Origin of the sequence: Edaphovirga cremea (assembly GCF_003332275.1) — a bacterium.
Lineage (GTDB): Bacteria > Pseudomonadota > Gammaproteobacteria > Enterobacterales > Enterobacteriaceae > Edaphovirga > Edaphovirga cremea.
Genome location: NZ_QOVA01000015.1, coordinates 1 through 23,369 on the forward strand (window position 1 = coordinate 1; position 23,369 = coordinate 23,369).

Here is a 23,369-nt window from a genome sequence, read left to right on the forward strand (position 1 = left end):
GAGGAAACTCTTGCAATTGGCCTATGGAGTATTGAAGTCAGGAATGAAATTCAATGCAGAAATCCGTCTTGCCAACTAAGGTGACAAGACGGTATCTTGAACGCCAAACATAATACTTAAAGAACAATAACATAACTTGAGCGTTCAACCAGCAAAGCTATATTTTGACATTCAAGAACATCAATCTGATATCAACTGAAGCCTGCTCGGAGCCAGCTTTTAAACAACCCTTGAGAAATCAAGTCCAACATGACAACCGAAGGCATCCGCAACGCGGGCAATTCATGCTGCGAAAAAGCCCGGGTTCAAAGGGTCGCGGCGACTGGCGACCCTTTGTCGGTTGAGGCTACTTGGCTCAAGTAGAAAAATACACTTATATCAACCGAAATTTACTCCGATATTATTTTTAAATATCAAAACCATAGCCTGGGCATCTAACCAACAAAACCATCTTTTGACCTTCACAGACATAGAAATACAAAGTTCACTTTGAAGAACATAGCCATGTAAAAAAGGCACAGTTCTCAATCACTGTGCCTGTTGTCTTTTTAAATAATGCCACATCAATTATTGACTGCTGGAATCCTGACTGGTACCCGTTTGCGGGCTGGCAGCAGACTCGTCACCGCCATTGGAAAGTTTGGTATAAACAATCTTCTGGGTATCATTTTCACAATGACCCACAACCTGTCCACCGGCTTGATTAGCCTGATCGTTAGCGACGATATCAAGTTTGAAATTTGATTCCGCTACGCCGTTGTTGATGATTTTCTGCGAGATATCCGCTTTCACGCTTTCACATGACGCCTGTGCTGCCAACGGGGCTACCGCCAGTAACGCAACGCCGAAGAGAAGAGATTTATTCATCATAAGTCCTTAGTTAAACAAGAGCGATCGGTATAAAGATAGCACTCATTGTCCGATCGGCCACTAACCTATTGCTAACTCTCTGAAGTTAAGGATTTATCTGGCGGCCTGTTTTGCGATCCAAACAGCGCTGGGTGTTGGCTTCCCAGTACGCGTTAAGGTTCGTACTCTTGTCACAATTATCACGAGTGTCGATAGCCGAATCGAATTTATCGAACTGTTTCTCAACGCGGGTGTTCACTTTTTTACGCAGCATGCGCGTGTCATCCCACTCCTCTTTACTTTGACGTGCCTCTTCATTGGAGATGGCGCTGTTGCTGTTGCCGCCAAATACGCAGGTACCGCCAGCGCAGTTGGTGGCTGCCTGAACCGGGGCTTGCCATGCAGCGGCCAGCAGGAGCAGGGCAATTGGCAGTATTCCAGACATCAGCCGATTAATAGGGATTGTTTTCATCACGTCTTCCTTATAGGTTAACTGCCGGACAGGTTCCGGCTTAGCCACTGAGGCAGTCGCATAAATTATAACACCCCGCCGTGAGACAGCACTAGCCGTCGACATCGCGGTTTATTATTGATTGCAGGAGCGCCCTGATGTTCAAAATTACCTTGCTGTTTTTTGCTACGGCGCTGGCAGAAATCATTGGTTGTTTTCTACCCTATCTTTGGTTGCGCAAAGGAGGGAGTATCTGGCTGCTGTTACCTACGGCGTTGAGTCTGTCACTGTTTGTCTGGCTGCTAACGCTGCATCCGGCGGCGAGTGGGCGCGTGTATGCGGCTTATGGCGGGGTGTATGTGATGACGGCACTTGTCTGGTTGCGGGTGGTGGATGGCGTCAAATTGAGCACGACAGACTGGTTAGGCGCAGCGGTGGCCTTGGCGGGCATGCTGATTATTGTTTCAGGTTGGCGCACGGCGGGCTGAGAACGAGGGTGCAGAACACACCCTCGGTGAAACGTTTAAGGTTCGCGGTGCACATTCAGACCGGCGAAAGACTGGCTGACCGGCATCATTTCAAGGCTATTGATATTGACGCGGGCAGGCAACGTCGCGACCCAAAACACGGCTTCCGCAATATCTTCTGCCGTCAAAGGATTGGCATTGTCGTAAATTTTGCTTACGCGGTTGTCATCACCTTTAAAGCGTACATTTGAGAACTCGGTGCCGCCAACCAGACCGGGCTCAATGTCCGTTACGCGCACGCGGGTACCGAACAGATCGGCACGCAAACCCAGGCTGAATTGCTTCACGAAAGCTTTGGTCGCGCCATAGACGTTGCCGCCATGATATGGCCAACTGGCTGCCGTTGAACCGATATTGATCACGTGCCCCACATTACGCTCAACCATGGCAGGCAATAGCGCTCGGGTCATATAGACCAAGCCTTTGGCATTGGTATCGATCATGGTTTCCCAGTCGTCCGCATTGGCTTTGTGTGCAGGCTCAAGTCCTAACGCCAAACCGGCATTATTGACCAGAACATCGACGTTACGCAGAGCTTCAGGCAGTGCGCCGATGGCCTCCTGAATCGCTGCACGATTGCGGACATCCAGACGAACAGTGTGCAACGCATCGCCAAGTTCTTGTTTCAACGCATCCAGACGCTCCTGACGGCGACCGGCAGCAATGACCTGATGACCGTGGTGAATAAACTTACGCGTGATGGCTTCGCCAAATCCCGACGTTGCACCGGTAACAAAAATGATCATGTTGCTGTTCCTCAAGTAATTTTAATCCGTAGATTTATCGCTATTACTATTAACATACTCTGCGGGTAAGTTGCAGTGGTTCGGCTTTCCTGGCGGAGAATTCAGTGCAAATCCCTTTTCGGGATCGAATGCCCGGTGACAAATGCTTTGTTACCGGGCGCAGGGAAAACTATTTTTGCTTGAGGAATGGCGCGAGCAACGACAGATCAGCCGGGGACAAACGATCGGGGGCGGTCTGCGCCTGATGCCAGTAAGGATAAATCAGCGTTGGCAGGCTAATCTCATCCAGACGTTTCAACTCTTCCGTGTTGAGGATCAGATTGGCTGAATGAAGGTTGTCCTGCAACTGCTCTTCACTGCGCGCGCCGACGATGACGGAGGTCACCGAAGGGCGACTGATTAGCCAGGCCAGAGCGATTTGTGCGGCTGAAACACCGCGCGATCCGGCAATGTCCACCAGGACTTCGATGATGTCATACAGCGCATCTTCGTTATAAATCGGTGGTTCACCCCAATTGGCCAGATGGCGGGTTCCTTCTGGCGCCGCCTGTCCACGGCGGTATTTACCCGACAGCAAACCGCCTGCCAGCGGGCTCCATACCAATACGCCCAAACCCTGATCCTGCGTGATAGGCAGTAATTCGTATTCGGCTTCGCGCGCCTGCAATGTGTAGTGAATCTGCTGGCTGACGGGTTGTACCCACTTGTGTGACTGCGCCACGCCCAATGTTTTCATCAGATGCCAGCCGGAAAAGTTGGATACGCCGACATAGCGGACTTTGCCGCTGGTAACCAGATGTTCCAGCGCAGCCAGCGTCTCTTCCAGCGGCGTCTGTCCATCCCATTCATGGAGTTGATAGAGATCGATATGATCGGTATTCAGTCTTTTCAGGCTTGCTTCGCAGGCACGAATCAAATGATGGCGGGATAAGCCTCCGTCATTCGGGCCATTACCCATATTGAAACGGGCTTTGGTGGCAACCAGTACCTGATTGCGTTTTTCACCCAGGGCTTTGCCCAAAATCTCTTCTGAAACACCGCCGGAATAGACATCGGCGGTATCAAACAGGTTAATGCCGGCATCGATACACATGTCGATTTGGCGTCGTGCGCCGTCGACATCCGTTTCACCGGTTTTGGAAAATTTTCCCTGGCCACCGAAGGTCATGGTTCCCAGACTCAGTACCGATACTTTCAGGCCAGATCGGCCCAGATTGCGGTATTCCATCGTGTTAACTCCTTGACTTGCTGGTTACTGGATCCCCATCCGCCGGGTGGGCCGATGAGGCAGATACTTTTTGCTTTTTATGGCGGATTTCGTCACCGGCATCACGTTGCAGGCTGAAGATATCACACACCGCCAATACCGCGATGACGCCAATGACAACGAAGGCGATCTGGAAATCTGTCACAGGTATCGCGCGATCCGCTTGTGGATGAAACAACTCGGCGAGTCGCAATGCCAGAGCACCAATGGCAATACCCAACCCCGAACCAAGTTGCTGCGACATATTGAACAGCGTGTTGGCTCCCGACATTTGCTGTGCCGGTACTTGTGAGAACGCCAGCGTATTGAGTGCAGTAAATTGCATCGACCGTGTCAGGCCACTGACAAAGAGTAGTGTGATTATTGCCACCATGGGAGTCTCGGGCGTAATAAATGCACAGGCAAAAATCGTGGCTGCGTTCAGTAAACCATTAACGATGAGCGTGGTTTTGAACGGGAATCGATACAGGATGGCGGACGTGAAGGGCTTCATCACCAAATTACCGGCAAACACCGCAAGCACCAGCAGACCGGCGTCGAAAGCGCTCATGCCGAAACCAAGCTGGAACATCAGCGGCAGAAGGAAAGGGACCGCACCGATCGCTATACGGAATAGTGTTCCGCCATAAATAGTGACGGCGTAACTTTTTATTTTTAGCGAAACCAGTTGAAGCAGTGGGTGGGGGTAACGCCGCGAATGGCGCACCAGCAGCGCCGCGAGGGTCAGGCTCCCAGCCACACACAACATGGGTACCATCCAGGACAATGACGGATGACTCACCAGATCCAGGCCGAACATCAGCGCGAAACACGCGACACCGCTGAGCAGAAACCCGCGGATATCGAAGGGAACATTATTGGTCAGAGGTTCTTTTGGAATCAGGCGCAGGCTGAACCACAGCCCGGCGATGCCAAGTGGTACATTAAGAATGAAGATCCAATGCCATGACGCATAGGTGGTGATAAATCCGCCGACCGGTGGCCCGAGGATTGGCGCAACCAGCCCGGGCCAGGTAATGGTCGCGATGGCTTTGATCAGATCGGATTTAGAGGTACTGCGCAGCACCACCAACCGACCGACGGGCACCATCAATGCACCGGCAAATCCTTGTAAAATTCGCGCAGCAGTAAATGTGCCCAGGCTGACACTCATTGCGCACAGAATGGAGGCCAGGGTAAACAGCACAATGGCGATGGAAAAGACATTACGCGCGCCGAAGCGATTGGCAATCCAGCCGCTGGCGGGAATGAACACGGTCAGCGTCAGGATATAGGCGGAAACCCCGATATTGAGATCTACCGCATGCACGCCAAAGGCAGTGGCCATTTGCGGTAGCGCGGTCACGATCACGGTGGCATCGAGATTTTCCATGAAAAATGCGCCAGCCACCAATAGGGGCAATGCAGAACCGACAGGAAGTGACAACTTCATCGCGACCATCCGGTGTTTATCCGATGTCCGCTGAACAAGAAATGCATGATCAATTTCCCTGAAAAACAATAAGCCACACAATTGGATTGGCGAACGATGTTCGAGGACCGGGGCGGCGAAAGAAATGATAAGGAATGAGAATAGCTCATACTGCGATTAATTGGTTTAAAAATAGATTTGGGGCAGATTTTGGTTAAGGTGAGTTTTGTTTTCTACTTGGGGCTTAGACGTGAGCGTTAAAAGGTAGTTTTGCTGGTTGATTGCTTAAGCTATGTTGATCTTTAAAAACAGGCTCGGAGCAGGTTTCGGTTGGTATCAGAGTGATGTTTCTGATTTTCAAAAGATAGAGTTGTTGGTTGAACGCTTTGGCTATGTTGTTGTTCTTTAAGTATTAAGTTTGGCGTTCAAGCAGGGGACAAAAGCGTGTCCCCTGCACCCGCGCTTTCCGCAGCATAAATTGCCCGCGTTGCGGGTCCCTTCGGTTGTCGTGCGGGACTTGATTTCTCATCAAGTGGCTGGTTTTTAAAACAAGCTCGGAGCAGGTTTCGGTTGATATAAAATGGTTTTTCTACTTGAGCCTCCCTGCCTCAACCGACAAAGGGCCGCCAGTCGCCGCGGCCCTTTGAACCCGGGCTTTTTCGCGGCATTCCCCGCCGGCTGCGCCGGTTCCTTCCCTCATCACTCCGGCGGACGGGTCGGCTTTAGCCCACATCCATGTGGGCGGACGCCTCTCACCGCCATCCTGGCGGTTCGCCCCTGCCTGCGTTCTTCGCTCAGCGAGTCATGACGCTCTGGGAAGGTCAACGGAAACAGCAACTTCAAAAAATAAGACAACGGATGAGTTGACAATTTCTTGATGAAATCTTGATATTTTAATTTTGGTTTTATTTCTGTATTTCTTTGCCTTTGCCTTTGACCTTCCCCCGAGCATCATAAATTGCTGAGGGCGGAATGAAGGCAGGGATGAGCCGCCAGGACGGCGGCGAAAGGCGTCCGGCTACAGGGACTGTAGCCTAAAGCCGACCCGTCCGCCGGAATGACAACCGAGGGGACCCGCAACGCGGGCAATTTATGCTGCGGAAAGCGTGGATGCAAGGGGTGCGCTTCACCCCTTGCTTAGATGCCGATCTTCACACTAAAAGAACAACATCATAGCTTACGCATCTAACCAGCAAAGCTATCTTTTGACGCTCGCGTACATTGAAATACATGGCTCAAGTAGAAAAACCATTTTATATCAACCGAAACCTGCGCCGAGCCTGTTTTAAAACCAACAAAGTCATCTTCGACATTAAATCTAAAACCGATCCCTAAAAGCGCGGATGCAGGGGCGCGCTTTTGCCCCTGCTCTCCCAATCTTATGCAGCAATAACCTGCTCAATCAACGACTTCGCCGCATCTTGCGCTTTAGTCGCCACTTCTGGCCCATACGCAATACCTTCCGCAAACACAAAATCAACGTCGGTCATGCCGAGGAAGCCCAGGAACAGACGCAGGTAAGGAACTACCAGATCGCTCGGGGTATCTTTGTGAATACCACCACGGCTGGTCAGCACGATCACCCGCTTGCCAACGATCAAACCTTCAGGGCCTTGCTCGGTGTAGCGGAACGTCACGCCCGCACGAGCGACCAAATCGAAATAGTTCTTCAATTGGGTTGGGATATTGAAGTTGTACATCGGTGCAGCGATAACGACCACATCATGAGCCTGAAGCTCTGCAATCAGTTCATCTGACAGATCCAGCGCTTCCTGCTGACGTGGGGTCAATGTTGCATCAGACGGACGCAGCGCACCCACCAACTCACCATCCAACACAGGGATAGGATTTGCCGCCAGATCGCGGATGGTGATCTCGTCATCCGTATGGTCAGCCTGCCATTGTTTAACAAAATAGTCAGCCAACTGGTTGGTCTGAGAGAAATTCGCCAGAATGCTTGATTTAAGAATCAGTACTTTACTCATGGATAATTCCTTGGTGATTAAGGGCAGAACAGGATGTTCGCTGAATGACTCACACTCTATTGAGAATGTTCAGCCAGTGAAAGCGCAATATTTCGAGCCCTATGTTCGATTTTATTGAACAAGATTGTGCAGGCAGTGCGCGGTGAGAGTGCGGATAGGGGGCCGGTATAGCGCAGCAAGATACAGCCTGCGCAAATCCTGTGCTAACATGATGTGAATAAATGACTTACCCCGATTTCCATGCCTGACATTCATTACAACCAGAAACAGGCCATCCAGTAACAAGGAATTCCGAACGTGAAATCTCCGCTCGCGGCATTGTCCCAGCAGCTTGGGCAATTGATGCTCCGTGACCAGCTCCGCCTGCAGCGTCGTCTGCAAGGTGCCAGCAAAGTAAAAAATCCGCAGGCCCAGCAAGCCATTATGGCTGAAATAGAGGCTGAAATTGCGACCGGTCTGCTACGTACCAAGGCGCGTGAAGCCGCTCGCCCAACCCTGACATATCCAGAAAACCTGCCCGTCAGCCAGAAGAAGCAGGACATACTGGAAGCCATCCGCGATCATCAAGTGGTGATTGTTGCCGGTGAAACAGGTTCCGGTAAAACCACGCAGTTGCCAAAAATCTGTATGGAATTGGGACGTGGGATCAGAGGACTGATTGGCCACACGCAACCGCGTCGACTGGCGGCCAGGACCGTGGCAAACCGCATCGCCGACGAGCTTGATACCTCGCTTGGCGGTTGCGTGGGTTACAAGGTTCGCTTCAACGATCAGGTGGGCGAAAATACGCAGGTCAAACTGATGACCGACGGTATTCTGCTGGCCGAAATTCAGCAAGACCGCCTGTTGATGCAGTACGACACGCTGATTATCGATGAAGCGCATGAACGCAGCCTGAACATCGATTTCATTCTGGGCTATCTGCGTCAGTTGCTGCCAAAACGTCCCGATCTGAAAGTGATTATTACGTCGGCAACCATCGATCCGCAGCGTTTCTCCAAACATTTCAATAACGCGCCGATCATTGAAGTATCGGGAAGGACCTTCCCGGTCGAAGTGCGTTACCGACCCATTGTGGATGATGCCGACGATACTGACCGCGATCAACTTCAGGCGATTTTCGATGCTGTTGATGAATTAGGGCACGAAAGTCCCGGCGATATCCTGATCTTTATGAGTGGTGAGCGTGAAATCCGTGATACCGCCGATGCGCTGACCAAACAGAATCTGCGTAACACCGAAATATTGCCACTCTATGCGCGGTTGTCGAATAGCGAGCAGAATCGCGTGTTTCAATCGCATACCAGTCGGCGGATTGTGTTGGCCACCAACGTGGCGGAAACCTCGCTGACCGTGCCGGGCATCAAATACGTGATCGATCCGGGTACAGCCCGGATCAGCCGCTACAGTTTCCGCACCAAGGTCCAGCGCTTACCGATCGAAGCCGTTTCACAAGCCTCGGCAAATCAACGAAAAGGGCGATGTGGCCGCGTTTCCGACGGTATCTGCATTCGGCTCTACTCGGAGCAGGATTTCCTTTCCCGACCGGCGTTTACCGACCCGGAAATACTCCGTACCAACCTGGCGTCGGTTATTTTGCAGATGACGTCATTGGGGCTTGGCGACATTGCCGCCTTCCCGTTTGTTGAAGCGCCGGATAAGCGCAATATTCAGGATGGGGTGCGACTGCTTGAAGAGTTGGGGGCAATTGAAACCCATGAAGCAGGCCACTACAAATTGACACCGCAGGGACGCCAACTGGCGCAATTGCCTATCGATCCGCGGTTGGCGCGAATGGTTCTGGAAGCGCAGAAGAACGGCTGTGTGCGCGAAGTGATGATTATTACGTCGGCGCTGTCAATTCAGGATCCCCGTGAAAGGCCGATGGATAAGCAGCAGGCATCTGACGAGAAACACCGGCGATTTGCAGACAAAGACTCGGATTTCCTGGCGTTTGTGAATCTGTGGAATTACCTGAAAGAGCAGCAAAATGAGCTCTCTTCCGCGCAGTTCCGCAAGCTTTGCCGCAGTGATTTCCTTAACTATCTGCGCGTCCGGGAATGGCAGGATATTTACACCCAGCTGCGTCAGGTGGTCAAAGAGTTGGGATTGCCGGTCAACAGCGTTGAAGCCGATTATCGCAGCGTACATTGCGCGTTGTTGACCGGTCTACTGTCCCATGTCGGGCAAAAGGATGTCGAAAAGCAGGAATTTACCGGAGCCAGGAATGCGCGTTTTGCTATTTTCCCTGGCTCGGGACTTTTCAAAAAGCCGCCAAAATGGGCGATTGTGGCCGAACTGGTCGAAACCAGTCGCCTGTGGGGGCGCGTTGCGGCGCGTATTGAGCCCGAGTGGATTGAACCCCTGGCGCAGCACATTGTTAAACGCAGCTATAGCGATCCGCATTGGGAAAAAGCGCAAGGTGCAGTCATGGCCGAAGAGAAGGTCACGCTGTTTGGCTTGCCGATTGTGGCGGGCAGGAAAATCAATTACAGCACCATTGATCCAGCCCTGTGCCGCGAACTGTTCATCCGCCATGCGCTGGTTGAAGGCGACTGGCAGACCCGACACGCCTTTTTCCGCGCCAATCTCAAATTGTTGGCTGAAGTCGAAGAACTGGAACATAAGTCTCGTCGCCGCGATATCTTGGTCGATGACGAAACGCTCTTCACCTTTTACGATCAGCGCATTGGGCATGAGGTGATATCCGCACGTCACTTCGACAGTTGGTGGAAAAAACAGCAGCCTGACCTGCTCAATTTTGAAAAGAGCATGCTGATTAAGGAAGGGGCGGGAAAAATCAGCGCGCTTGATTACCCTAACTTTTGGCATCAAGGTGCGATCAAATTGCGCTTGAGCTATCAATTTGAGCCGGGAACGGATGCGGACGGCGTGACCGTGCATATTCCTTTGCCGTTGCTTAATCAGGTTGAGGCGCAAGGATTCGACTGGCAGATCCCCGGAATTCGGCGCGATCTGATCATGGCACTGATCAAATCGCTGCCCAAGCCGATTCGTCGTAACTTTGTTCCTGCACCTAACTATGCCGATGCTTTTCTCGCAAGGGCAACGCCATTGGAAATGCCACTACTGGACTCCCTTGAGCGTGAGTTACGCAGAATGACCGGCGTTACGGTGTCACGCGAAGATTGGCAATGGGATCAGGTACCCGATCATCTTAAAATGACGTTCCGGGTGATCGACGAAAAAAATCGTACCTTGCGAGAAGGTAAAGATCTGGCCGAGCTTCGCACGCAACTCAAGGAAAAAGTGCAGGAAACGCTGTCAGCGGTAGCGGATGACGGTATTGAGCAGAGCGGTCTGCATGTCTGGAGTTTTGGTACACTGCCTGATTGCTATGAGCAAAAACGGGCGGGTTATCAGATGAAGGCCTATCCCGCGCTGGTAGACGATAAAGACAGTGTGGCGATCAAGCTCTTTGACAGCGAGATTGAGCAGAAGCAGGCGATGTGGCGCGGAACCCGGCGTTTACTGCTGCTGAATATTCCTTCGCCGATCAAATACCTGCATGAGAAACTGCCCAACAAAGCCAAGCTCGGGCTGTACTTCAATCCTTATGGCAAAGTGCTGGATCTGATTGATGATTGCATCTCCTGTGGCGTCGACAAACTGATCGATGAGTTTGGCGGCCCAGCCTGGCAAGAAGAGTCTTTCGCCAGTCTGCATGAGCATGTGCGCGCGCATCTCAATGAGGCCGTGGTGGACATTGCCAGGCAGGTCGAGCAGATCCTGACCGCAGTATTCAACATTAATAAACGGTTGAAAGGGCGGGTGGATATCTCACTGGCACTGGCATTGTCAGATATCAAGAGCCAGATGTCCGGCCTGGTTTATCGGGGTTTTGTGACGCAAAACGGCTGGAAACGGCTCGGGGATACGTTGCGTTACCTGCACGCCATTGAGCGGCGTCTCGAGAAGCTCGCTATCGATCCTCATCGCGATCGGGCGCAGATGCTGAAAGTGGAACATGTGCAGAAAACGTGGCAACAGTGGCTGACTAAGCTGCCTCCGGCGAAAATGGAGCTTGATGAAGTCAAAGAAGTGCGGTGGATGATCGAGGAGCTGCGCGTCAGTTATTTCGCGCAGCAACTCGGTACGCCATATCCGATTTCGGATAAACGTATACTGCAAACTATCGAGCAGTTGTCGTAGTCGCCAGCGTCTTTAACTGCGCCTTGATGGTCGTGACGGCCAGGGCGCGGTTATCGGCGCGATAACGATCGGCGGCGCCGGGCGCGGAGCTTTGCACCGCAATCAAGGACCAGCTATTGTCATCAGGGTTCTTCATCAGCAGGGGCGAGCCGCTGTCTCCGGGGAGCGTATCGCACTGATGTGACAAGACACCGTCCTGCGCCCAGCCAGTGATCAGGCAATCCTGATGGCTATAAAGATTATCCAGATGATCTTCTGGATAACCTGCTTGCGTTACTCGCCTTTCAACCTTTTTCAGGGCGGCATTCAGCTGCGAGCGCGAACCTTGCCAGAGCGGCAGGGGTTTAATCGGCAACGGTTGCGACTGCATTAACCTGATGAGCGCGAAATCCCACGCGGCAGCCTTGGGGGGCACAATCCAGCCATCGCCATCAGCTTTCAGTTTTTTACCCAGATTTCTGTCTACCAGCGTTTCCAACTGGGTTATTTGATAACGCCAATGCCCGCCGGATGAAACAAAACGCAGCGCAATGGCTTTATCGATATTGCCCGGTGGTGCCAGCACGCAGTGTCCGGCGGTGAGTGCCAGATGCGGCGATATCAACGTGGCGGTACATAAATTGCCACTCACCGTTTCGATTTGACCAATAGCCTGCCACGGCCAGATTTTGGATTTGGCTACCTTGTTGCGATCGTCATGACCGTAGAATAACCGCAATTGCTCGCTGTCTGCGCTGTCGGGCGCGTCTGAGTGCGCCACGGGAACGGACAGCCACAGCAGGCTCATCACTATTAAAGGGAAAGAAGTGCGCATAACGATCTGACCTTGAAAAAAGGGAAATCCCTAATCATTTTTATAGGTTAACTATAGTCGCATTCTGTGCCGCTGGTGATCGGCACTGATTGATTTTCCGGACTATTTTAGCAGAAGTTCGGAAATATCTTCATAGATAGAAGAATACCGTGATTAATCCACTAATAATCAGGGTGGCCAGAGTGATTTCGAACAGATAACGTCTCAGCATCATCCATCAGTGCCTCATAGTGAACTGATGAAAAAACACCCGGAGGGGACCGGGTGTTCAACGTTCAGTCTTGATATTACGCAGAGAGGAGATTTCTGCGAGGTCTTACTATCAGGCTGCTGGGGTAGTACTTGCAGCAGGTGCTGCTTTCTTGTGGGCAGGTTTTTTGACCGCTTTTTTCATGGTAAATCCCTCAGGAATATATGTATATTTCCGCCCATTGATGGAGCTGGTGAATGAATACTAGATCCATTCCCGGCGACCGTCCGTGAGTGATTGGTGTCGGCGTGTAACGGTATGTACAGCGTTGACGTTTGTTCAGTGAAATAGTTCTTTGTCGTTCGCATCATCGCGGCCTAAGCTGAACAGTTGGAACAGGTTATCTATCTTCAGGGAGGAGAACTATTTTGAGACGTTTATCAATGATCATGCTGGCTGTCAGCATGGCATTAGGGGGCACGGCGCAGGCTGATGAGATCACAGCAGTGAATAGCGGCACCCCTCCGTCACAGGAGTCGACTATGTCAGGTAACAGCAAGAAAATCGCGATTCAGAACCCGTTCTTCCAGGCCAGTGATTTACCCTTTCAAGCGCCTGAATTCAATCTGATCAAAGAAAGTGATTACGCGCCGGCGATAACCCAAGGCATCGCGCTGAAATTGGCAGAAATCAACAAGATTGCCAACAATCCGGCGCAGGCTGATTTTGAGAATACCTTTGTGGCCCTGGAGAAGTCAGGGTCACTGTTGACGCGCGTGATGAATGTTTTTGGCGCAATGACGTCGGCCAATACCACCGATGAACTGCAACGACTGGATGAAGAACAATCGCCAAAACTGGCGGCGCTGAATGATGAGATTAAGCTCGACAGCAAACTATTTGCGCGGATAAAGGCGGTATGGCAGCAGCGCGATGCGCTTGAATTATCGCCGGAAGGCAAGCGATTGGTTGAGGTGACCTATCAGAATTTTGTTCTGGCGGGGGCAAATCTCTCGGATGCCGATAAAGACAAACTTAAGGCACTGAATCAGGAAGCCGCAACGCTGGGCACCCAGTTTACCAACCGCTTATTGGCGGCAACCAAGGCTGGGGCGTTGACCGTCAGTGATAAAAATCAACTGGCGGGATTAAGCGATGAGGAGTTGTCCATCGCCGCTGATGCAGCAAAAGAGCGTAAATTGGAAGATCGTTGGGTCATCGTGCTGCAAAACACCACCCAGCAGCCAGCGTTGCAGCAATTGACCGATCGCAATACCCGTCAGGCGCTGTTTGAAGCCTCTTGGAACCGGGCAGAAAAGGGCGATGACAACGATACGCGTCAATTGATCGCCCGCCTGGCGAAAATACGCAGTGAACAGGCAAATCTGCTGGGTTTCCCGACCTATGCGGCATGGCAATTACAGAACCAGATGGCAAAAACGCCAGAAGCCGCGCTGACGTTCATGCGTGACATTGTTCCTGCGGCCTCCGCGCGGGCGCAGCGGGAAGCCAAAGATATTCAGGAGGTGATCGACAGCCAGAAGGGCGATTTCAAGGTCGCCGCCTGGGACTGGCAATATTATGCCGAGCAAGTGCGCAAGGCGAAATATGATCTCGATGATGCACAAATTAAACCTTATTTTGAACTGAATAATGTTTTGCACAATGGGGTGTTCTACGCCGCCACCCAACTCTATGGCATCACTTTTAAAGAGCGTAACGATCTGCCGGTTTATCATCCCGACGTCCATGTTTTTGAGGTTTTCGATAAAGACGGAACGTCTATGGCGCTGTTCTATACCGATTACTTTAAGCGGGACAATAAGGGCGGTGGTGCGTGGATGAGCAATTTTGTCGATCAATCGAGATTACTTGGCACAAAACCAGTGATTTATAACGTGGCGAATTTCAGCAAACCCAGTGCGGGCCAGCCTGCCTTACTCGCTTACGATGATGTCATTACTATGTTCCATGAGTTTGGTCATGCGTTACACGGCATGTTTGCCGATCAGGAATTCCCGAGCCTGTCTGGCACGGCGACGGCGCGGGACTTTGTTGAGTTTCCGTCACAGTTCAATGAGCACTGGGCAAGCGATCCCAAGGTATTTGCGAATTACGCCAAACATTATCAAACCGGTGAGCCAATGCCCGCCGCACTGCTTGCCAGGATCGAAAAAGCCGCGAAATTCAATAAAGGGTATGAAATGACCGAATTGCTGTCCGCCGCGTTACTGGATATGCATTGGCATGCCATTACCTACGATCAGCCACTGCAGGATGTCGATCGGTTTGAAGCCGCAGCACTGAAGAAAGACCAGTTGGATCTGCAATATGCTCCACCGCGCTATCGCTCCAGCTATTTCCAGCATATTTGGGGGAATGGCTATGCGGCCGGTTATTACGCTTATCTCTGGACGCAAATGTTGGCAGATGATGGTTTCGAGTGGTTTAAAGAGCACGGTGGTCTGACGCAGGAAAATGGTCAGCGTTTTCGCGATAAGGTTCTTTCACGCGGCAATACTGAAGATCTCGAAAATATGTACCGTAATTGGCGTGGCAAAGATCCGGATATTGAACCCATGCTGGAAAATCGCGGGTTGAAAGACGAGTAGTTATTTATTATCAGTCATTGGAAAATATAGACATGTTAATTAAAACGATCGTTAAATAAAAAATAAACCCGGAAAGAGATTTCTTCTCTCCGGGCTTTTCTGCATGGAAATCTACGCGTAATTTCTTGTGCTATAAATAAGACGAAGAATAGTTTGTTTGCAAGCAGAAAAGCAAAACTATCATGATTTACTATCTAAATATTCTTGATAGGAAATCTTGCCATCGTTATTTTTATCCACTCTATCTTTGATACGTTGTAATTCATCATCGTCGACATATTGTGCAAAGGCCGCAGTAAACTCTTCAAAAGTCACAGTGCCATCACCATCTCCCTCGCTATCATAAGCTTCGAGTTCTTGCTTGATGAGTTCTAATTGTTCAGCAGTAAGTTGGCTCATACATACCTCTTTTTAATTAAATGAAAAGACACAATTAACACAGCTTTGCGCCGTGGAGTTTTGAGTATAGATGAGAACGGCTAAATAGAAATATTATTGAGTGAATTTTTTATGAAGGGTGGTTATTTGGTTTTTAACCATTGGAATCATATAATTATAGGATTTTCTGGTTTGAATTGGCATTCATCTGAGTGGGCATTAAATGATACAATGCCATTTAAATATTACCATTGCATGCAATGGGGTTAATTCGCTTGAGCAATAAAATAATACCCATATAAAATACGCGCTTTATGCTTTGTGAGGAAAAGCTTGTTCAGGTTATGTATTAATTGATTCCTTCTGCACCTTATTATAATGCGCACCCGTTCGGATTTTTATCTTAAAATACCAACGAGTTATTATTTTAAGATGACTTGCGGTCAGTCCAAAAAAATTATGTGAACCACACGTCATTCTGTGATCCTCACAATGTACAGAGTGCATAACCCTGCCCATTATGGCCTTTGTTGTTAAAAAGCCGCTCTGGCAAAAAGGGATAGATTTTTAGCACAAGGAAATGGAGTGTTACATGCTGAAGTTGAACTGCAAGGCTTTTATCTTTGACCTGGACGGAACACTGGTTGACTCAACTGCCTGTGTCGAAAATGTATGGCGCATCTGGTCGGAAAGATATCAGCAGGATGAAGACACCGTTATGTCTGTTGTTCATGGCCGACCGATTGAAGACACTCTGAAACTGGTTTCACCACATTTTCTAACGCCAGAGCATGTACAGGAAGTGAAGGATATTGCGCTGGAACAGATGAAAGATGTCATGGAAATTGCCGGTGCGCGGAGTTTTTTAAGCAGCTTGCCTTTATTCAGTTGGGCAGTTGCCACCTCTGGGCCCAGGAATGTTTCCCTGCAAAGTATGCACGCGGCCAAACTTCCCACACCGCTGGTGTTAGTGACAGCGGACGATGTTGCAGAGGGAAAACCATCGCCAGAACCCTATCTGACCGCGGTGGAAAGACTGGGTGTCTCTCCTGATGAGTGCGTAATTTTTGAGGATTCGCCCGCCGGTGTTGCGTCAGGCTTCAACGCCGGATGCACGGTTGTCGCATTGGGTAAAAAAGCACAACATATAGAGGATGTGACGATTTGCATCCGGGATTTTACCCAATTAGCCATCAGGAATGTCGGTACTAATGGTGAGATGCTTTTCGAACTACATATATCCAAATAGTTGGCGGACAATAAACACCGTTGCTGTAGTCATTCATGCGGCAAGGGTGTTTATCCTTTAAGCGCCAGCATCGTGCTGGCCGAACGTGGCTCATGGAGGTGATCGACCAATTTTCGTCACGGCACTATCATAACGGCACTTTCATCACGACACTTTCCTAACGCACGTTGATACCTTCCACTGAATCCCTGCTTTTTCATGAAGCTACTGCTTTTAGCCGTAAACTGTGACCAATATATTTGAAATGTATTTTCAAAAAATATAGACTGTTGTTTCTTATGAAAACTTAAGAACCTGACTACGCTTGATACTCACATTCAAGATGCCAGCATCAGGACGTATCATTACAGAGGAAAGAGTTATGAAAATTGCCTTAATCAATGAAAACAGCCAGGCCGCGAAAAACGAAGTTATCGCTGCATCCCTGACCAAAGTGGTAGAGCCTATGGGCCACACTGTCTTTAACTACGGCATGTACACTGCCGAAGACAAAGCGCAACTGACCTATATCCAAAACGGAATTTTAGCGGCTATTCTGCTGAACTCTGGTGCGGCTGACTATGTGGTTACCGGTTGTGGTACCGGTATGGGCGCAATGTTGGCAACGAACTCTTTCCCAGGCGTGATTTGTGGTCTGGTTGTTGATCCTACCGATGCATTCCTGTTTGCCCAGATCAACAATGGTAATGCGGTTTCCCTGCCGTTCGCCAAAGGCTTCGGTTGGGCTGCGGAACTGAACCTGCAGACTATCTTCGAAAAACTGTTTAGCGGTGAGAGCGGCCAGGGCTATCCACTGGACCGTGTAGTACCGCAAAAACGCAATAAAGGCATCCTGGATGCGGTCAGAGCTGTAGCGTACAAAGATCTGATCTCCATCCTGAAAGAGCTGGACCAAGATCTGGTGAAAGGTGCGGTTGCTGGTGAGAAATTCCAGGAATATTTCTTTGCCAACTGCAAAGATCAGAAGATTGGCGACTACGTGAAAACGTTGGTAGCGTAAGACTGCACTCTAGTTTTTCGTGTTTTTAAGCCCCGACCGTGAGGTGGGGGCTTTTTGCGTTATGGATCTTTTGCGTGGTGCCATTAGAAATCTTTACCGTTCGATTTGGAGCAACAGGTGGTTCCTGACAAAATGAGCACGTTTATTACGCTTTGATACATTCATTTAAATATCTGTTTATTAGTCAAAATTTAGATTTTCGTTTCACTCTGACAATGTTTCCTGCCGGTATAATCCATCGTGAACCCCTGTGTAAAAAAACGCGCGCAATAGCGCTGAAACAGGGAACGAACCCGTTAATTATTAGCAATACACGTAACGTTTTCTCTTAAGAACCAACCAATTAAGTAATAAATAGATAAGGTTTATTTTAGTCAGAATAATTATATTAAAATGTAATGCATGTGTTGTTCATCATATGAATATGTGATTATTAAAGTAGACTTTTCTTCAATCCATTTCTGAATTTCGGCTTTTTCGACCTGCCAGACAAGAGTAAAGTTTCTCCTTGAGGAAATAATCGGAGCAACAATAATGATTTAAATGGGCGAATTATAGCGAGTGTCGACTCTATTATTTTGATCGGGTCGGAACAATTCTATTCAGGGCCAAATCAATATTGGATGAGTAGTGGAATACTCAATAGCGACAATCCCTCGTCGAGAAAACAACCTGTTATATACAAGGATATTAACTGTGGAAATTTATGAGCGATATCTTGCATTGAAAGCTGCATCTGCGGGTAAATATGTTCGTGAACTGGCCAGCGAATTAGGCATTACGGAAGCTGAATTAACCCAATCGCGGGTTGGGCACGACGCGGTTCGACTGGAATATGAAGATGTGAAGTTACTGCTGGCAAAACTTGAAATGCTGGGAGAAGTGAAAGTGCTCACCAGAAATGAGTATGCAGTAAGTGAAGTGGTGGGCAATTACACTAACCAGTATCTGAATGGCTATAAGCAAATGTCAGTCAGCGCCAGCGCTGGTTTGGTTCTTAACCCACGGGGTTTGGATTTACGTATTTTTTACCGGCACTGGGCCACGGCATTTGCTCTGGAAGAAAAAGTGACGTCCGGCATTAGATATAGCATTCAGTTTTTTGATCAACAGGGCAATGCGTTGCATAAGATTTATGCCACGCCGAATACGGATATGGGCGAATGGAATAACATTGTTACCCTGTTTGCCAGTGACTATGCGGATGGCGTGCATATTGTCCCACGACCTCACGTTAACATTTCACCTATTGCGGAAGAAACGCCGGCGAAGGTAGATGCAGAATGGCGTCAGATGAAAGATGTACATGATTTTTACATGTTAGCCCATAAGTACCAACTGACCCGCCAGCAAATATTCAACTGTGTAAAGGACGATCTGGCTTACAAAGTTGATGTGGGTTCCCTTGAGACCTTATTGCGGGAAGCCAAAGGCGCAGGGCTTGAGTTGGCGATTTTTGTTGCCAACGAGGGCTGCGTACAAATAACCACCGGGGTTCTGGAGAAGATTGCGTTACAGAAAGGGTGGTTGAATATCTACCATAAAACTTTCTGCCTGCATATTCTGCCTGCCTATATTACTGAGTGCTGGGTCACCATGAAACCGAGTGAGTTTGGTTGCGTTACCAGTCTTGAAGTATTTTCAGCCGACGGCACTCAGGTTTTGCAAGTTTATGGCCAACGTGACGAACACGAGCAAGAGCGGCCGGCCTGGAAAGAGTTAATTGAGAAATTGCTACGTATTTAACGAGCAGGGAAATAAAAAATATCCTCTCGTCACGTTGCCAGAGGAAATATTTCCCCCGAAGGCTGTGCCAACCCTGTTTTTAAAACTATCAGCCTGATATTACCAATGTTAACAATGTGCCCGAGAGGGCACACAAAATATTATACGGCTTCGCTCAACCGATCCCCCGTCTGTGCATCAAACAAATGAATCATCTGATGATTCGCCTCCAACCACAAAGGACGATCCTGACTGCATTCTACCCGCCCCTGAAATTGAACATGCATGGCGAAACCGCCCCAGGTGATGTGCAACAAACTGCTTTCACCGGCTACCTCAAGCAGTCGCAATGTGGCAGGTGGTTGCTTGCCGCTCCCCGTCAAACTGCTATTTTCTATTAAACGGCTATTTTCTATCAAACGAAAGGCATGAGGCCGCAGACCCACTTTTACCTGTTTACCCTCCGCGCTCCTCGCCGCTGCCCACCAAACGGTTGGCAAAGGGAATGCCAGTTCACCGCAGATTACGCCAGGTTGCCCCGCAACCAAACCAAGTACCCCATCCAGCAAATTCATTGGCGGAGAACCAATAAAACGGGCAACAAACGTATTGGCAGGGTGGTCGTAAATCGTCAGCGGATCGCCTTGTTGTACAATATGCCCGTCCTTCATTACCACAATCTGATCGGCAAGCGTCATCGCCTCGACCTGATCGTGGGTAACGTAAACCGTCGTTGTACGGAATTGCTGGTGGAGGGATTTTATTTCTGCCCGCAGTTCCATACGTAGCTGGGCGTCGAGATTAGACAGGGGTTCATCAAACAGGAAAACTTTCGGATTGCGTACCATCGCTCGCCCCATCGCGACGCGCTGGCGCTGGCCGCCGGAAAGATCTTTCGGCAATCGATGCAATAGATGATCGATACCCAGGATTTTCGCTGCTTGCTGTACTTTAGCCTGCCGTTCGGCCTTGGGTACTTTTATCACCTGCATATGGAATGCCATATTTTCTGCAACGGTCAGGTGTGGATACAGGGCGTAACTCTGGAAAACCATCGCAATATCACGATCGGCTGGGTCGCGATCATTGATCAGTTGACGATCGAGAAGGATATCACCGTCGCTAACCGAATCCAGGCCGGCCAACAAGCGCAGCAATGTCGATTTCCCACAGCCAGACGGGCCCACCAGAACGGTAAAGCTGCCGTCTGGAATCGTCAGATCGAGCGGACTGAGCACGCTGTGTTTGCCATAGCGCTTGGCGACTTTTACCAATTCAACACTTGCCATCTACTTATGCTCCTCGATACCGCAAATCAGGGTCTGCCAGTCTGGATAGTGACGTGGGGAACTGCCAATCGCGAAACTGGCGGTACGGATCCCCCAGCGTAGCGCGGTTGCAGAAGGGAAACCGTATAGCTGTGCAGTCAGGTAGCCCGCATTGAAACTGTCGCCCGCACCAATGGTGTCAACGACCTCAATGCGATCCGCCGCGCAGTGAATCTGCTGTTGCGCTGACCACAACCGGGCACCGTCTTCCCCGCACTTCACCACACACACTGCCTGTGGGGGGAGACGTTCAAGCAGCCACTGCGCCGCCTCATTGAGTTCCCTTGCGTCGGCCAGCCCCAACGTTTCTACTTCGTTAAGCAACAACGTATCGCACCAGGCCAACCAGCCCACGGTTTGTGCCCGCAGGTCGGGAGTCCACCCCTGCGGCGGCCAGCCGGAATCGACAGCAACGTGATAACCGTGCTGCTTCAGGGTGCGTAACAGCGCCGGATACTCCGCGAGTAACGCGGTACAAAGAAAAGTGCCGCAGAGCAATACGATGTCACCGTTGGACGCCAACGCGGGTAACTGCTGCAACACATCTTGCATATTCAGCCGGACAATATGTCCCTGGTTGCTGAAGAACGTGCGCTCATTGTCAGGATGGGTCACACCAAACGTCAGGGAGGTTTCGCAGTCGCACACTGGCCAATGCGGGGCGCTTTCAGCGAAAAATCCTGCCAGCCACGGCGCGAAATAATCGTTACCCTGATTGGCAACCAATTGGCAGGGCGTCTGTAGTGCTTTCAACGCCAACGCCGTATTTCCTGCCGATCCGCCGGGGCGCAGATCGCTATGCTCGAGCATGGCTTCGGTGCCTTTCTGCGGCCAATGCTGGAGGGTACTCATAATCAAATCGACATTAATATTGCCGACCACATACAGCTTTGCCTGGGTTTCTGGTTTATTCATTATTCTCTCAGCCTTTGCTGCCGCCGCTGGTTAAGCCGCTCACCAGCGTTCTCTGTAAACATATCGCAATCAATAACGGCGGGATCGCCGCCAGAATGCCTACGGCAGCTATCAATCCATCGTCAGTCGCCCGGCCTGCGGTAAAACCGGCAATGGTGACCGGCAGGGTCTGCGCCTCAATGTTGTTGGTAAACAACAGGGCATAAAAAAACTCATCCCACGCCAGCAGCCAGCCAAACAGCGCCGATGCACCGAGTGCCGGTTTCGCCAGAGGCAGGGTAATGCGCAACAGAACCTGCCAGTAACGCAGCCCGTCGAGCCGTGATGCCTGCTCGATATCCAACGGCAAAGCGTCAAACTGGTTCTTCAGCATCCAGGTCAGGAAGGGCAAAATCATCGAGCAATAGACCAGAATCAACCCGAAGTGGGTATTGAGCAGCGACAACTGCTGCAAGATGAAGTAGAGCGGCAGCACGAAAGCGACCGGCGGCACCATATAGATCGCCAGACTGCCAAACAACCAGCCGTCGCGTCCCGGATAGCGTGAAAAACTGTACGCCGCCGGTATGGCCAGCAGCAGTGAAATCAACGTCGCCCCACCGGCAATCAACAGGCTGTTGGCCAGTGCATGCAGGAACAGGGTTCCTGGTTTGCCCGGCTCCAGGGACAACAGGCTCAGATAGCGACTGAAATCCCATTCGCGCGGTAGCCATTCGAGCGGGATACGCGTGAGATCGGCTGCCGAACTTACGCTCATCAAAAATAACCATAGCATTGGCGCGATGATGCTTACGGCCAACAACAGCGCGGCAGAGTAACGCATTATCAGGCGTATTTTGCGTTTCATGTGCTTTTCTCCCCCCGGTACTGACGTAATAACAGCACCATGTACAGCAGAATCAGGATGGCGCACAGTACGGTCATCAGAATGGCGTAGGCCGCGCCACTCCCGGCGCGCAGGTAACTGAATGACTCCTGATAGACAAAGAAACTGACGGTTTTGGTGCTGTCCATCGGGCCACCGCGCGTCATGACGTAAATGATGTCGAACACTTTGAAGGCATCGATCGTCCGTAGAATCAGCGCCACCGCCAAAGGTGCCGCGATCGCCGGGAAGGTGATTTTGCGAAAACGCCGCCAGGGCGAGGCGCCATCAAGGCGTGCCGCCTCATACAGATCCTCAGGAACGGATTGCAGGGCCGCCAGAGTCAGAAGGGTGATTAATGGATAATTCTTCCAGATATCTGCCAGCATCACTGCATTCAGTGCCGAGAGCGGATCGCCCAGCCAACTGCGATAATGATCGATGAGTCCGAGTTGACTGAGCAGTGCATTGATACTGCCGTAATCCGGATTGAAATTGAGTCGCCACATCGTTGCATTGACAATGGTCGGCAGCGCCCACGGCAGGATAACCAATACCCGCAAGGCATTGCGCCCGACGAATTTCTGGTTGAGAAGCAGGGCGACCAACACGCCGATCACGCCTTCAATCGCCACTGAAACCAACGTGAAATAGAGCGTGCGCCAGAGCGCCGCACGGAAGTCTGGATCGGTCACGGCGTAGATAAAGTTGTCAGCCCCAACCCAGGACGGCGCGGTACCATCACCAACCAAAGCAGTATCGGTAAAACTGAGCCAGAGCGTGCGACCTAATGGCCAGGCTGTCAGCAGAAACATCATCAATAACATGGGTGCCAACAGCACCCATGCCTGACGACGCTCACGTTGTGGCAAACTGAGCATGTT

At 50.5% G+C, this 23,369-nt stretch carries 19 protein-coding genes; 6 read left to right on the forward strand and 13 right to left on the reverse strand.

Annotation, left to right across the window (positions count from 1 at the left end):
* Positions 1-567 precede the first annotated feature (567 nt).
* Both DRI82_RS17280 and DRI82_RS17285 read right to left on the reverse strand, forming a co-directional pair.
* Complete coding sequence (locus tag DRI82_RS17280) at positions 568-867, reverse strand: DUF1161 domain-containing protein (protein ID WP_114195157.1); 300 nt, start codon at positions 865-867, stop codon at positions 568-570.
* Between the two features lie 88 nt (positions 868-955).
* Positions 956-1,321, reverse strand: a complete 366-nt coding sequence (locus tag DRI82_RS17285) for a DUF1283 family protein (RefSeq protein ID WP_114195158.1) — start codon at positions 1,319-1,321, stop codon at positions 956-958.
* A gap of 137 nt (positions 1,322-1,458) precedes the next feature.
* On the opposite strand from DRI82_RS17285, the gene DRI82_RS17290 reads away from it, so the two are divergent.
* On the forward strand, positions 1,459-1,788 hold the full coding sequence (locus tag DRI82_RS17290) for a YnfA family protein (RefSeq protein ID WP_114195159.1): 330 nt from the start codon (positions 1,459-1,461) through the stop codon (positions 1,786-1,788).
* 35 nt (positions 1,789-1,823) lie between these two features.
* Here DRI82_RS17290 and ydfG read toward each other — a convergent pair whose 3' ends face one another.
* The 4 genes from ydfG to DRI82_RS17310 form a co-directional block, all read right to left on the reverse strand.
* Entirely contained in the window at positions 1,824-2,573 is a 750-nt protein-coding gene (gene ydfG, locus DRI82_RS17295) for a bifunctional NADP-dependent 3-hydroxy acid dehydrogenase/3-hydroxypropionate dehydrogenase YdfG (protein ID WP_114195160.1), read from the reverse strand.
* 169 nt (positions 2,574-2,742) lie between these two features.
* Positions 2,743-3,801 carry an aldo/keto reductase gene (locus DRI82_RS17300; protein WP_114195161.1) on the reverse strand — a complete coding sequence of 353 codons (1,059 nt, stop codon included), beginning with the start codon at positions 3,799-3,801 and terminating at the stop codon, positions 2,743-2,745.
* A 4-nt stretch (positions 3,802-3,805) separates the two neighbouring features.
* A complete protein-coding gene (locus DRI82_RS17305; protein WP_114195162.1) occupies positions 3,806-5,272 on the reverse strand; it encodes an MFS transporter in 1,467 nt (488 codons plus the stop codon).
* Positions 5,273-6,630: 1,358 nt separating this feature from the next.
* Positions 6,631-7,236 (reverse strand): FMN-dependent NADH-azoreductase, encoded by a 606-nt coding sequence (locus DRI82_RS17310; protein WP_114195163.1) that lies wholly within the window; start codon positions 7,234-7,236, stop codon positions 6,631-6,633.
* 297 nt (positions 7,237-7,533) lie between these two features.
* On the opposite strand from DRI82_RS17310, the gene hrpA reads away from it, so the two are divergent.
* The gene (hrpA, locus tag DRI82_RS17315) at positions 7,534-11,409 is read left to right on the forward strand and encodes an ATP-dependent RNA helicase HrpA (protein ID WP_114195164.1); all 3,876 of its coding nucleotides are present in this window, start codon (positions 7,534-7,536) and stop codon (positions 11,407-11,409) included.
* Here hrpA and DRI82_RS17320 read toward each other — a convergent pair.
* Positions 11,390-12,223, reverse strand: coding sequence for a trypsin-like serine peptidase (locus tag DRI82_RS17320; protein WP_114195165.1), 834 nt, complete (start codon positions 12,221-12,223; stop codon positions 11,390-11,392). The genes hrpA and DRI82_RS17320 overlap by 20 nt on opposite strands.
* Before the next feature lie 130 nt (positions 12,224-12,353).
* Positions 12,354-12,437, reverse strand: coding sequence for a small membrane protein YdgU (gene ydgU / locus DRI82_RS24855; protein WP_484068168.1), 84 nt, complete (start codon positions 12,435-12,437; stop codon positions 12,354-12,356).
* A gap of 419 nt (positions 12,438-12,856) precedes the next feature.
* Between ydgU and dcp the strand changes: the two genes are divergently transcribed.
* Positions 12,857-15,025, forward strand: coding sequence for a peptidyl-dipeptidase Dcp (dcp, locus tag DRI82_RS17325; RefSeq protein WP_211317676.1), 2,169 nt, complete (start codon positions 12,857-12,859; stop codon positions 15,023-15,025).
* 180 nt (positions 15,026-15,205) lie between these two features.
* On the opposite strand, the gene DRI82_RS17330 is transcribed toward dcp, so the two are convergent.
* Positions 15,206-15,424: an EF-hand domain-containing protein gene (locus DRI82_RS17330; RefSeq protein ID WP_114195166.1), complete on the reverse strand. Its 219-nt coding sequence runs from the start codon at positions 15,422-15,424 to the stop codon at positions 15,206-15,208.
* 571 nt (positions 15,425-15,995) lie between these two features.
* On the opposite strand from DRI82_RS17330, the gene DRI82_RS17335 reads away from it, so the two are divergent.
* From DRI82_RS17335 to DRI82_RS17345, 3 genes are all read left to right on the forward strand, one after another.
* Positions 15,996-16,652: an HAD-IA family hydrolase gene (locus DRI82_RS17335; RefSeq protein WP_157968090.1), complete on the forward strand. Its 657-nt coding sequence runs from the start codon at positions 15,996-15,998 to the stop codon at positions 16,650-16,652.
* A 361-nt stretch (positions 16,653-17,013) separates the two neighbouring features.
* The gene (locus DRI82_RS17340; protein ID WP_114195168.1) at positions 17,014-17,652 is read left to right on the forward strand and encodes an RpiB/LacA/LacB family sugar-phosphate isomerase; all 639 of its coding nucleotides are present in this window, start codon (positions 17,014-17,016) and stop codon (positions 17,650-17,652) included.
* 687 nt (positions 17,653-18,339) lie between these two features.
* On the forward strand, positions 18,340-19,398 hold the full coding sequence (locus DRI82_RS17345; RefSeq protein ID WP_114195217.1) for a hemin-degrading factor: 1,059 nt from the start codon (positions 18,340-18,342) through the stop codon (positions 19,396-19,398).
* Positions 19,399-19,538: 140 nt separating this feature from the next.
* Here DRI82_RS17345 and DRI82_RS17350 read toward each other — a convergent pair whose 3' ends face one another.
* The 4 genes from DRI82_RS17350 to DRI82_RS17365 are packed head-to-tail and all read right to left on the reverse strand — an operon-like array spanning position 19,539 to position 23,366.
* Positions 19,539-20,666, reverse strand: coding sequence for an ABC transporter ATP-binding protein (locus tag DRI82_RS17350; RefSeq protein WP_114195169.1), 1,128 nt, complete (start codon positions 20,664-20,666; stop codon positions 19,539-19,541).
* Positions 20,667-21,620, reverse strand: a complete 954-nt coding sequence (locus tag DRI82_RS17355; RefSeq protein ID WP_211317673.1) for a carbohydrate kinase family protein — start codon at positions 21,618-21,620, stop codon at positions 20,667-20,669. It abuts the gene before it with no gap.
* A 7-nt stretch (positions 21,621-21,627) separates the two neighbouring features.
* Positions 21,628-22,467: a carbohydrate ABC transporter permease gene (locus DRI82_RS17360; protein WP_114195171.1), complete on the reverse strand. Its 840-nt coding sequence runs from the start codon at positions 22,465-22,467 to the stop codon at positions 21,628-21,630.
* On the reverse strand, positions 22,464-23,366 hold the full coding sequence (locus DRI82_RS17365; RefSeq protein ID WP_114195172.1) for a carbohydrate ABC transporter permease: 903 nt from the start codon (positions 23,364-23,366) through the stop codon (positions 22,464-22,466). Before DRI82_RS17365 ends, DRI82_RS17360 begins: the two co-directional genes overlap by 4 nt.
* Positions 23,367-23,369 lie beyond the last annotated feature (3 nt).